The organism is Kitasatospora sp. NPDC101155, assembly GCF_044768305.1.
Classification (GTDB): Bacteria; Actinomycetota; Actinomycetes; order Streptomycetales; family Streptomycetaceae; genus Kitasatospora.
On record NZ_JBIWPN010000050.1, the window covers coordinates 1 to 12,090 of the forward strand.

Annotated in this window: 8 protein-coding genes; 2 read left to right on the forward strand and 6 right to left on the reverse strand. The window is 73.2% G+C overall.

Annotated elements, in window-relative coordinates; all coding sequences use genetic code 11:
* Positions 1–60: 60 nt before the first annotated feature.
* The 4 genes from ACIRYZ_RS38765 to mobF all read right to left on the reverse strand — a co-directional run bounded on the left by ACIRYZ_RS38765 (position 61) and on the right by mobF (position 6,785).
* Positions 61–183 carry a hypothetical protein gene (locus ACIRYZ_RS38765; protein ID WP_402953292.1) on the reverse strand — a complete coding sequence of 41 codons (123 nt, stop codon included), beginning with the start codon at positions 181–183 and terminating at the stop codon, positions 61–63.
* A 132-nt stretch (positions 184–315) separates the two neighbouring features.
* Positions 316–1,038, reverse strand: a complete 723-nt coding sequence (locus ACIRYZ_RS38770; RefSeq protein WP_402953294.1) for an NUDIX domain-containing protein — start codon at positions 1,036–1,038, stop codon at positions 316–318.
* A 62-nt stretch (positions 1,039–1,100) separates the two neighbouring features.
* Complete coding sequence (locus ACIRYZ_RS38775) at positions 1,101–1,601, reverse strand: hypothetical protein (RefSeq protein WP_402953296.1); 501 nt, start codon at positions 1,599–1,601, stop codon at positions 1,101–1,103.
* A 525-nt stretch (positions 1,602–2,126) separates the two neighbouring features.
* Positions 2,127–6,785 (reverse strand): MobF family relaxase, encoded by a 4,659-nt coding sequence (mobF, locus tag ACIRYZ_RS38780; RefSeq protein ID WP_402953298.1) that lies wholly within the window; start codon positions 6,783–6,785, stop codon positions 2,127–2,129.
* A gap of 417 nt (positions 6,786–7,202) precedes the next feature.
* Between mobF and ACIRYZ_RS38785 the strand changes: the two genes are divergently transcribed.
* Both ACIRYZ_RS38785 and ACIRYZ_RS38790 read left to right on the forward strand, forming a co-directional pair.
* On the forward strand, positions 7,203–9,257 hold the full coding sequence (locus ACIRYZ_RS38785) for a UvrD-helicase domain-containing protein (RefSeq protein WP_402953300.1): 2,055 nt from the start codon (positions 7,203–7,205) through the stop codon (positions 9,255–9,257).
* Positions 9,258–9,727: 470 nt separating this feature from the next.
* The gene (locus ACIRYZ_RS38790; protein WP_402953302.1) at positions 9,728–10,120 is read left to right on the forward strand and encodes a hypothetical protein; all 393 of its coding nucleotides are present in this window, start codon (positions 9,728–9,730) and stop codon (positions 10,118–10,120) included.
* 236 nt (positions 10,121–10,356) lie between these two features.
* Here ACIRYZ_RS38790 and ACIRYZ_RS38795 read toward each other — a convergent pair whose 3' ends face one another.
* A complete protein-coding gene (locus ACIRYZ_RS38795; protein WP_402953304.1) occupies positions 10,357–10,746 on the reverse strand; it encodes a hypothetical protein in 390 nt (129 codons plus the stop codon).
* A 429-nt stretch (positions 10,747–11,175) separates the two neighbouring features.
* On the reverse strand, positions 11,176–12,066 hold the full coding sequence (locus ACIRYZ_RS38800) for a hypothetical protein (protein ID WP_402953305.1): 891 nt from the start codon (positions 12,064–12,066) through the stop codon (positions 11,176–11,178).
* Between the last annotated feature and the right edge of the window lie 24 nt (positions 12,067–12,090).

The window sequence follows — 12,090 nt, forward strand, 5'->3', positions numbered from 1 at the left end:
CCTGCGGCCGGCCTGACGCTGACGATGCGGTCCAGCGTCAGACCAGGGCGGGGTGCTATCTCAGGCCAGCAGGACAGCGGCCAGCACCACGGCCAGGCCGGCGAGCCCGATCAAGAAGAAGATGAGGATCTCGTCGCGCATGGTCGACTCCTGTCGGTGGGTGCCGCCCACCTTGGGCGGCACAGATGGCTATGGCTGGCAATCAGCGCGCGGCGATCGCGGCGGCGACGGTCTCGAACAGGTGGTGGTGGCTCTGGCCAGTTGTCTGCACCAAGGGCACTGTCTGCGGCGCTTTCGTGTGCGGCGTCGTGCGGGTTACTGCTGGGCGAGGTGGGCGAGGGCCCGGGCGATCAGGGGCCGGTGGGCGGCGTACAGGGTGCGCCCGGCGGCGGCGATGGCGGTCTCCAGGTCGGCCATCGAGCCCGCCGGATACCAGGTGGCGTCGAGGGCGTCGTCGGCGGCCGTCGCGGTGACGGTGGCGGGCAGGACGTACAGGGCGGAGGTGCTCGCCACCCAGGCGTGGTCGCTCTGGCGCCAGTCGTCCACCAGGTCCCGGCCCAGGATGACGGGCCGGTGGCCGGCCAGGTCGACCCCGGTTTCCTCGCGCAGCTCGCGCACGAGCGCGGCCGGGGCGGTCTCGCCCGAGTCGACCATGCCGCCGGGGATCGCCTCCTGGTGAATGTCGTCCCGGGTGATCAGCAGGATTCGCCAGTCCGAGCCGGTGCCCGCGATCACGATCGGGTCGGCGGCCTGGTTCTCGCCCCACCGGCCCAGGTTCCGGCCCGCGCGGCCGGTCCGGCCGGCCGGGTGCAGCGGCCAGCCATGGTGGTCCAGCCCGAACGGAACCAGCGCGTCCCGCTGGCGCCGGGCCCAGTCGGTCACCTGGGCCGGGGTGGCTGCGCCTTCCGCCCAGGCGGGCACCTCGCGGGCCAGGGCCTGCGGCTCCAGCTCCGGCGGGGTGGCGTCCAGCGGCGCGTACTCCGGCCAGCTCACGGCCCAGTCGCGCAGGTCGGCGGGGACGTTGGTGATCTCGCGCATGGTGGATTTCTCCTGGTCTCGCGATGGGTTCAGAGAGCCGATTTGGTGCAGGGGAGGCTGGATCAGCGGGCGGCGACGGCCGCGGCGACGGTCTCGAAGAGGTGGTGGTAGCTCTGGTCCAGGGCGTACGCGCCGTTCATGCCGCCCGAGTTCACGTTGTAGAACGGGGCCTTCCCGACGAGCTCGGCGAGCTTCTTGAGCGGCCGGCGGCGGTCCGCAACGTAGTGCGTGAGGCCGGAGACGACGAGCGCGGCGGCGACCGCGCCGGGCCGCAGCCGCAGGCCGAGGACCTTGGAGCCGACCGCGAGGGCCAGGCCCTGGGTGGCGGTGTAGGTGGCGACGTGCGCCGCGCAGGCCCAGCGCCCCTCGGCGGAGGTGACGTCGCGCGCCTCCTTCACGGTGGTGCCGTCGGCCAGCGCGCGCGTCTCGGTGACGGTCTCGCCGTCGTGGAAGCCCTTGCAGGCGGCCTGGTGCGTGCTCTGCACCCAGTGGTCCGCGACGGCGGCCGAGGCGCGCAGTAGAGCGTAGGAGGCGGCGAAGCGGGCGGCGGTGGTGTTCGACATGATGGAGCTCTCTCTGCTCGTGGTTGCGGGTTGGGAGCTCCGGGGCGGCCGGTCAGCTTGCCGGCAGGACGGCCGCCCCGGATGTGCTGGTTCGAGAGTGCCGATGGATCGTCAGGCCCGATTGGCCCGACACCTCAAGCATGCCAACTTTTAGTTGCCATGTCTAGAAGTTGGCCAACATTCAGTTGGCGCATTGGGTGGTCTCTTCGCATCCGGTCCGGCTGGTTGCCCCTGTTGGACCCAACGCCCCCAATCAGCCCACGTCCGCCCCACTCCCACCCCACCGCCCCGGTGGTGTCCAGGCAGATGAGACGCCACCGGGCTGAAAGCCCGGCGTCGTCCGGCGCGTACGGCGAGCGGCCGGGAACGTCCTGTCCGCGCCGGATGATGCCGGGCCGGGCCTGGGTCCAGGGCGCGGCAAGCGGCCCTGGTACCACGGGGATTCACCACCCGTTTTCCCTTGACCACGCAGGTGGTCAAGGGAAAACGCCGCACCCTGAGCTGCCCTGGGCAGGCGGCCGCCGGTCAGCGGCCGCGGCTCGGCCCACGGTGGCCCGGCGGTTCCGGGCCCCGGTAGTGCTGCTGCTGCCGGTACTGCTCCTGCAGGCGCTGCTGTTCCTGGCGGTGCCGTTCCTGGACACGGGTGTGGTGCTCGCGGCGGCGGGTGTCCTCGGCGGCCGCCCGCTGCGGTGACATGGCCTTGCGGGTGCGGGCCTCCTCGGCCAGTTCCTGGGCGCGCTGGCGGTGGCCGGAGGCGGTCGCCGTGTGCCGTTCGACGTTGGCGACGGCGCGCTGGTACTCCGAGATGTCCATCCGGTTGGCGTTGCGGGTGATCCGGGCGCGGTGCTGCTCAGGGGTCTCCTCGCGCCCGATCTGGGACTTGCCGCGCAGCTTCCAGCCTTCCCGTTCGGCTTCCCGGGCGGCGTTCTCCAGCGTGGTGCGCTGCTTGTCGAGCTGGTCGATCAGCGCGCGGCGTTGGGTGAGCCGGTCGTCGATGGCGTTGGCGACCTCGCGCAGGCCCGGTGCGCGGAGGGTGAGTTTGGTGAACCGCTTGCTGGCCTTCTCCTCGACCAGTTCCTTGATCCGGTACTCGCGCCGCTGCTCGTTCCACAGCTCGGTGGCCTGGTCGCCGAGTTGCTTGGCCTGCTGCTGGTGGAGCTCGGCGAGCTGCAGCTGGTCCTGGGACTGGCGCAGGTAGCCGGTCAGTTCGGCGACCAGTGCGGCCGCTGGTGCCTGGTCGGTGCCGAGCACCGGGGCGAGCCGGTCGACGGTGCGCTGGGCCTGGGCCGCGAGCTGCTCGGCCTCGCTCGCCTTGGCCAGGGCTCCGTCGTGGGCGCGCTTGAGCCCGATGACGTGGCCGTGGGGGCGCTCGCGCCAGGAGGGGATCTTGGCGTCGGCGGCCAGGCGGGCCGCGCGTTCCTCGGCGACCCGCTGTGCGGCCTCGGCTTCGGCGCGGGCCTTCTCGGCGATGGCGGCCAGGAACGCCGGGTCGATCGTGGGCGCAGTCGGCTGCAGGCGGGCTTCGGTGCGCTCGGCGCCCGGGGCCAGGGCGCCGGCCTCGAGCTGGTCGGCCTGCCGCGTCCGGTCCTGGGCGGCGTGGTCCTGGGCGTGTTGGTGGCGGGTGAGGCGGCGCTCGGCGGCGCGGGCCAGCTGCCCGGCGCGGCCGGAGCGGTGCGGGGTGTCCGGGTCGTCGGGCTCGGCCGTGGCGGCGCGGGCGCGGGCGGTGCCGTGGTGGGTGCCGGTGGTCGCGGTGACCCGCCGGGCGCCGGCCTCGCGGCGCCGCTCGACGGCAGCGTCCTCGGGACGGATGAAACCGGCGGTCTGCTCGGCGCGCTGACGCTCGACCAGGTCGTCGACCGGCGGCAGCGGCCTGCCCAGACCGTCACCGTCGACCGGGGCCTGGCGGTGGCGCCACGGGGCGAGGACGGCGGCCGCGTCCGGGCGGGCGAAGGCCTGCGCCTGGCGGTCGGCCTGCCGGTCGCGGACGGGCTCGGCCTGGTCGTGCTCGACCTCGGCGCTCGTCGCGACCAGCGGTTCGACGAGCGCGACCGCCGCACCGGACGGGCGCCGGCCGAGGCCTCCGGCGGGGCCGTCCGGCTCGGGGCCGCGCGGGTCTCGGCGGCCTGCGCCGAGGCCTGCGGCAGGGTCATCAGGCCCGTTGGGGCTGTTGGGTCCAACAGGCCTTGCCGGGGCGATGTGGCTGGAGATCAGGCCTTCGGCGCGGTCGGCGTCCAGGCTGCGGCCGTACGCGGCGACCGCGCGCAGCAGCAGCTGGCCAGGACTCGCGGGATCGCCGAGGCGGGCGCGGGTGGCCTCGTCCTCGACGGTGTGCAGGGGCAGCCACAGGTCCGAGCGTTCCTTGGCGCGGGTGATCGCCGGGTACAGGGTGAAGGCGTCGGCACCGGTCCCGTTGACCAGGGCGCGGGTGGCGGTCAGGCCCTGGGCGGCGGTGACGGTCATCGCGTAGGCGTGGGTGAGCGCGCCGTCGGCGACCTGCTCGGCGGTCAGCCAGGCCTGCTCGGTGACGAGCTGGTCGGGGCCGGCGGTGCGCCGCCACTCGACCAGCACACCGCTCCGCTCGACGGCCAGGACGACGCCGCGGTAGCCGTTGAGGACGTCCGGCTGCGCGCCGTTCGTGCGGCGGGAGCGGCGGTCGTTGACCTTCGTGCGGACCAGGTCGCCGACGGCGAAGTCGAGCACCCGCCCGTCGACGGTGGCGAAGGCGGTGTCGTCGCCGAGCTCGCCGGCCTGGCGGCGGATCACCCGCGCCCCGGTGTTCAGGGCGTCGACGTCCGCGTTGCGTCCGGCGAGCAGCAGCAGGTGCTTGAGGTTGTCGTGCGGATCCGCCCACCGGTGCCGCTCAGCTTCCCAGGCGGTGAGCATCTCGGCGGTGGTCTGCTCGCCGGTCTCGGTGGCGTGGACGTGCCCGGCGTCGGCGAGCTGGGCCAGCGCGGTGGAGCGGCCGCCGGTGCGCCAGACGGCCAGGGCGTCGCGCTCGACCTGGGTCTGCTGGCGGCGGTTCTCGGTGAGCGCCAGGCCCTGGACGACGCTGTGGATCGCGGCGAAGCCGCCGCCGATGCCGATCGGCTGCAGCTGCTGCTCGTCGCCGACCAGCACGACCTTGGTGCCGGTGGTGGCGGCGTGTGCGAGCAGGCGGGCGAGCGTGCGGTCGTCCGCCATGGCGGCTTCGTCGACGACCAGGACGTCGATGCCGGCGAGGCCTTCGCCGCCGGCGATCCGCAGCAGCCAGGACGCCACGGTGGTGGAGGCGATGCCGGATTCGGCCTGGAGGTTCTGCGCCGCGACAGCCATCATCGCCGCGCCCGCGACCGTCAGTCCGGCCTGCTCCCAGGTGTGCCGGGCGGTGGCGAGCATGGTGGTCTTGCCCGCACCCGCGAGGCCCTGGACGGTGTCGATGCCGTGTCCGGCGGTCAGCAGCCGCAGCACCACGGCGCGCTGCTCGGCGCCGAGCAGCAGGTTCTCCTCGGCCTCGAACGCGGCCACCTGGCGGCCGGCCGCGGCGGGGGCGACGATGGCCGAGTGGTCGGCAATCCGCTCCCGGGGCTGGGTGGTGATGACCTGCTCGGCGGCCAGCACGTCCAGCGTGGTGTACCGGTCGGCGTTGACGTGGTGGGAGGCGTGCAGGTCCACCAGCGCGACCGCGTACCCGGCCTCGGTGAGGACTTGGTCAGTCAGGTTCTCGAGCTCCAGCCGGCCGAGCAGACCGGGCGGCAGCGCCCGCGCGACCTCGGCCAAAGCCTGGGCGCGGCTGAAGTCCTTGCGCTTGGACGTGAGGCCGGTCTCGGGGTCGAAGACTCGCGCGGCGAGCTGCTCGACGCCCGGCAGATCGAGGCCTTCGCCGGGCGCGGCCGGCCCCGGGAACGCGGCCGCCATGACCTCGGCGAGACGCTGCTCACCGCCCCGGCCTTCCCGGTCGGCGAGGACGTCGGCGGCGTTGGTCCGCCACGCGGCGAGGACATCGACCTCGGGCACGTCGCGCTTCGCCTGGCGCTGCTGGGCGGCCAGGACGCGGCGCTGGGCGGTGGTCAGCTCGGCCCCGCCGGCCTGAAGAATCTGCCGGTTACGGCGGGAGAACGTGCCCTTCAGCTCGGTCGGGATCGCCGCGATCTCCCACTCGCGGTTTGCCTCGCTGAAGGACCACTCGACGCCAAGCTTCTCGGTCAGCGCGGTGCGCAGCAGCGCCTTCTGGAGCTCGTTGGCGGCGTGGGAATGGCGGCGAAGGTCGCGCCCGCCGGAGGCCGGGGAGCGCCATGCGCCGTCCTCGCACTTGACCATGCGGGCGAGCACGACGTGGGCGTGCAGGTGCGGATCGCCGACCGAGTCCTTCACCGGGCGGGCGGACTTGTGCGTCATGATCCAGCCGAGGAAGCCGGAGGCGGACACGCGCTCGGCAATCTGTCCGTCGCCCTGGTGGCCGCTGACGCCGTACGCGCACCACGATTCCAGCGCCGTCACGGTCTGGCGGACGGAGGTGAGAAACTCCTCCTCGATGACCTCGCGCACGGCGGGGTCGGCCAGCCCCCACGCGACGGAGAGCGTCTTCGGCAGGGTGAAGGTGATGTCGTCTCCGGCGACGTCGACGCGCTCGCGGTCGCCCGAGTGGCGCCACGCGGAGGCGAGCGCGTCGGGCCGGTAGACGCTCTCCAGGTCGATGCCGGCGGCGGTCGCCAGCTGCGCGAGCGCGGTCACCGGGGCGCGGTGCTCGCCGCCGTCGCGCAGGTTCATCCGCTCCAGCCGGGCGAGCCGCTCGCGCAGTTCCTTCGTCGGCATCAGCGCCGCCGCCGAGGTCGCGCCGGCCTGTTCGGCGGCCGCCGCGAGTGCGGCCAGCAGCGGGGCTGCGCCGAGTTTCGCGCTGTCCGCGACGCGCCATACCGGGTTGGTCAGCTGCTCGCCGGTGGCCGGGTGCTGGCCCGCCATGAGCAGGCGGGCGGCCCTTGGGTCGACCCGCTCGCCAGCCGCCAGGCCGACCTCGGCCAGGCCCTGACCGACCCACTCCAGCGGCCGGGACTTGCCGTCCAGCCAGTACCCGAATTCGGCCTTCGGCGTGTGGTCGTGGCCGTCCTCACCGGGGCCGGGGGCTTTCTGGTGGTCGCGGTCGCAGCCGTCTCCCTCGAGCAGCCGGTATTCGATCTGGGCAGGGGTGCGGATCGCCGTGACGGCCACGCTGCTGTCCCCTCCCCTGCCCCGCTCGCGAACCCGCTGACATGCCGCCAGGTGAAACCGGCTCATCGACCGGCGGTGACGCCGGTCACTTTCCCCGGCCGCAGGCCGTGTATCGACAGATACCCAGGCACATGTTTGAGATTTCGGCTTGATCGTTTGAGTTGTCAGTATGGGTTGCTGATTGATGTCGTTCAAGTTGCTTGTGGTGTGTGTTGATGTGATGTGATGTCGGTTTGGTTGGTATGTCTGAGTTTGTTGTGATGTTGGCTGTGGGGCTTTGTCGGTGCGGCGGAAGTGGCAGTGGGATTTTCGGCGAGGGTGGCAGCGGGGGAGCCGGGGCAATGGGCGGGAATTCGTTCAGGGGGAATGCGGCGAGTGGGCTTGTGATCTAGCTCCCCGTTTCGTCACAGTGCCCTTGTGACGGAACTTGAGGGGACCACGGGAACCTGCGCCCGGCCGACGTGCGGTAAGCCGCTGCCGCCCAGGGCGAAGACCGGACGGGCGAAGCTCTACTGCGGCCAGGCCTGCCGGCAGGCGATGCTGCGCCAGCGCCAGCGCGAGATCGAAGGCCCGGCGCTGCGCGACCAGGCCGCCGTCCTGCTGAAGGAGATCGACCCGCTCGCCACCGCCGAGCAGCTGCACCTGCTCGCCCTCGACGAGCAGCAGCTCGCCACCTTCCTGCGGCACGCTCGCGCGGTGCGCAGCGGTCTGGTCGGGATGTACGCGGTGCTCGGCGTCGAGCTGCGCCAGCCCGACCTGACGACAACCCGCGAGCAGCTGCGCGAGCCCGCCCGGCCGACGCCCGCCGCCACGTCGTCGCGCAAGGCGGCACCGGCACCGGGCCCGGGGCAGCAGGCGGTGCCCGCCGAGATCCTGGAGGCGTTCGAGAAGCCGGCCGCCGCGCAGCGCGCCGCGGCCTCGGTGTGCAAGGTCGGCGGGCTCACCCCGACCGCCGAGCAGGCCGCCATCATCGACGCGTGCGTCGACGGCGGGGACCTGGTCGTCGAGGCCGGTGCCGGCACCGGCAAGACGTCGACGCTGCGGATGGTCGCCTCCGCGATGCCGACCCGGCGCGGCCTGTACGTGGCGTTCAACAAGGTGACCGCCGACGAGGCGAAGCGGAGCTTCCCGGCGTCGATCGACTGCCGCACCGCGCACTCGCTCGCGTACCGGGCGACCAGCGACGGGCTCAAGGCGCGGCTGAACGGCCCGCGCGTGCCGGCCGACCGGTCCGCCGAGGTGCTGCGCATCCTGGAGCCGCTGCGCGTCCACTCCGAGCTGCTGCTCACCCCCGGCACCCAGGCCCGGCTCGCGATCGAGGCGGTCGGCCAGTTCTGCTACTCCGCCGACCAGGAGGTGGGAGCGCACCACGTGAAGGTGCCCAAGGGCCTGAGCGAGCGCGAGGAGCGGCTGCTGCGCGAGGCGGTGCTCCCGTACGCGCGGGCCGCATGGGAGGACGTCTGCTCGCCGCGCGGCCAGCTGCACTTCGCCCACGACCACTACCTCAAGCAGTGGGCGCTGACGAACCCGAAGCTCAAGGCCGACTACGTCCTGCTGGACGAGGCCCAAGACAGCAACCCGGTCGTCGCGCACCTGGTGCAGTCCCAGCAGCACGCGCAGCGCATCGCCGTCGGAGATTCCTGCCAGGCGATCTACTCCTGGCGCGGCGCCGTCGACGCACTGGCCACCTGGCCGGCCAGGCAGCGCCTGCAGCTCACCACCTCGTGGCGGTTCGGGCCGGCGGTCGCGGCCGAGGCGAACAAGTGGCTGGCGCTCCTCGGCGCCCCGATGCGCCTGACCGGCTCCGGCCCGGCCAGCACGGTCGTCGACGGCGGCCTGGAGCGCCCGAAGGCGCTGCTGTGCCGCACCAACGGCGAGGCGATCCGCCGCGCGATGCTCGCGCTCGCCAACAACCAGCGCCCGGCGCTGGCCGGCGGCGGCGCTGCCATCAAGTCGATGGCCGAAGCCGCGATCACCCTGCAGAAGGGCAAGGGCTGCTCCCACCCGGAGCTGCTGGCCTTCACCAGCTGGGACCAGCTGCGCCAGTACGTGAACACCGAGAAGAGCGCGGGCGAGCTGCGCACCTTCGTCCGGCTGATCGACTCGCACGGCCCGCAGGAGATCCTCAAGGCCGTCGGCCAGCTGGTCGGCGAGCGCGGAGCGGACGTCACGATCTCCACCGCGCACAAGGCCAAGGGCCGCGAGTGGGACACCGTCCAGGTCTGCGACGACTTCGACGAGCCGAAGCCGGACGAGCAGACCGGCCAGGTGCCGCCCCCTCGGCGCGAGGACCAGATGCTCGCCTACGTCACCGTCACCCGGGCGAAGAAGGTGCTCGACCGCTCCGGCCTGGCCTGGATCGACAACTACAGCGGCGGCCGGCAGGGCGCTGTCGCCCGCACCCGCTCGCGCGCCGGTCGCAGCCTGGCCGCGATGAACGAGTGGTCGCCGGACCTGGACCTGGACGGCTGACCGCACCCGTGGCCGCCGCGCCCCCGTCGGACCTGTTGGGTCTAACGGGGGCGCGGGCGTGTCACGACTCTCCTCCGGGTCGGCGGCAGGCCGGAACGGCACGATGTTCGGCATGGTGACCTACCCCCGCTGCGCCGGCGCTTGCGTCCCCGGAGACGGGCTCTCCGTGTCCCGGACGCTCTGCAGCCGCTGCTTCAACGAGCTCTGTGCGCGATGCCGCAAGGCCCCGGTGCAGAACCTCGGAGACTTCTGCGCGCAGTGCCCGTCATGGCGCTCGGACGATGACGAGCGGATGGAGTGCGGGCACTTCGAATTCGGGGATTGCGACGGCGACTGCACGGTCTTCTCGTAGTTCCCCGGCACGGACCGCCGGCCGCGCCCGGCAGCGACGGGCCTGTCGGGGGCGCGGTGCGTCCGCACGGTCCGACCGTTGCCGGCGTAGGGGCCGCGGGCGTGGGCAGGGATGTGTCATGACTTTCACCTGGAAGACCCCGCCGTGGCAGCGGTTCGAGGACTGCACCCACATGGCGGTGACGCTCACGCATGTCGGCGGCGGGGAGATCGCCCTCAACAGCACGAGCGTGCGCGGCGACGACGCCACCGAGGCCCTGGCCGATCTGCTCATGGGGCCCGGCGGGGCGAACGGCGCGGCGGTGATGGCGCCCGGCCTGGTGGCCGTGGTGGTCCGGCGCGGCATCGACGTGATGTGGATGGCCCAGCCGCCCATCCAGCTCACGAAGAACGCCGCCGGCGAGATGGAGATCGGTGTCGCGGACGACGACCCCGACGCCGTGACCGCGTTCTCCGCCAACGACGCGCGCGACCTGCTCGCCCGCCTGCAGGTCGCGTACGGCACCAAGTAGCGGCCGGGCGCAGCCCGCGTCCGTGATCGGCCTCGACGCGCTCGGCGACTGGTCGCCCGGCCTCGAGATGGACGGCTGACCGCCCCCGGTAGCCGACACCGAGCCCCCGTTGGACCCAACTCCGACGGGGGCGCCGCCGTATCACGCCCCCCTTGTCCGGCGTCTGATCCACCCCTTGTCCGGTCGTCGGCGGACCCCCTTGTCCCGCAGGTCAGACCAGGTGTGACGGGCAGGCGTCACCGGCCATCACGTCCAGCCGTCACCAGGTCCGGATCCGGTCCGGCCGGCCCCGGTTCGTGACGGCTGGACGTCACGGCGCCGTACATCTTCCGGAGCCGCCACGCCCTGGTCCTGCACCGGCCGCTGCAGAAGAAGGCGTCACGGCGCAGCTTGGAGCCGAGGAACAGAATGTGGCCGCAGACCGGGCAGAACAGGCGCTGCCAGCCGATCTCCTCGCGCTCGCGGGCGATCGTGGCCAGCGAGCCAACGTCGGCCAGCCGGTCCAGGCGACGCCGGTCTCGGTAGGCCTGGGCGCGGCAGGCCGCATCGCAGTAGCGCCGCTGCGGCGAGCAGCCCGCGGGCAGCGGCGCCAAGCACACGGCGCAGTGCCGGCCTCGGCCTGCCATACCTCCAGCATCACGCCGAGCTGCCGCACCGGCGACCCTCACCGCCCGCCCTCACCCGCCGGTAGCCCGCCACCCGGATCACACCGCCGGCCTACCAGCAGGAGCGTTGGGCCTGTTGGACCCAACAGGGTCAGGGCTCGGTGTGGCGATAAACCTACTGTGGCCGTTACGGCACATCCGGCTTCGAGGGCGACCCCCGCCGCCGAGGTCGCCAGCCGACAGCCGGCTCCGTCACGACACGACCGCGTGACGGAACTCGGTTAGGCCCAACAGGCCCGATGCCCCCGACAGGCCTGTCGGGGGCATCGCCTTTCCCGAGCGACGATCAGCGAAGGCCCTGGGCGGCCTTCTGACGGCCCGTGGGCCCTTCCGACGTCGATTGACCTGCCAGAAGGCCCCACAGGCGCGCACAGGGCCGCTGCTGATCGTTTACGGGTGCTGCGCGGCCGGAGAGTGATCAGCGGTTCCGCCTACGGCCCGCAGGGTCGGGCAGGGGCCCGGCACCCGGCAGATCGGGCAGAGACCGTCTTCGGCCTGGTGGAGCGCGGTCACGTCGGCGACGGCCCCGGCCAGCAGGTCCCGCTCGGCGAGCAGCCCGGCGACCACGTTGGTGAGCACGCTCTCCACGGTCCACTGCCGGTCGTGCTGCTCCAGCGGTCGGCAGGTACCGGCGGTGAGCGCCGCCGAGATCGCGGCGCGCAGCTCGTTCGCCTGGCGGGGCTGGACGGCGGGCTCCAGGAGTTCGGCCAGCAGCTCGTTCGCCGCGACGGTGCACGCGCCGGAACTCGCACCGGGGAAGCGGCGGCGCAGCAGCGCCCACAGGTCACGGCGCACCGCAGCCGGTCCGCGAGCGGGAGCGTCCGGATCTACGGCCCACGGCACCTGGTGGCCGGCACGTTCGGGCGGGCTCCATCCGGGGTCGCGCGGGCCGGGGCGCCGGCCAAGACCGGGGTGCGCGGTCTCGAGGTCCTCCAGGCGGTGGATGACGGCCACCAGGTCGTCGCCAAGCCCGAGGCGGCGCCAGCTCCGGTGGGCGATGTGCGCGACATCGGCCCACCGGTCCTCGGCCCAGGCCCGACCGACATCGGTGCGCAGGGCGACCAGGTCGTCGTGCTCGGCGAGCAGCTGCTCCTGGTTCTCGGTCAGGCCAGCGGCCCAGCGGCGCCGGTCGTCCTGCCCAGCCGGGATCGGGCCGAGCGCCTGGCGGAGCTCAGCGAGACGGGTGCCGGTGATGGTGCGCAGCGCCCGGGCGATCCGGTTAGCGTCGTCGAGGGCGGCCTCTTCGTCGAGTCCGGGGCTGGGTGTTTCGGTGGAATGCATCGGTGGAGCTCCCCCGATCGGGAG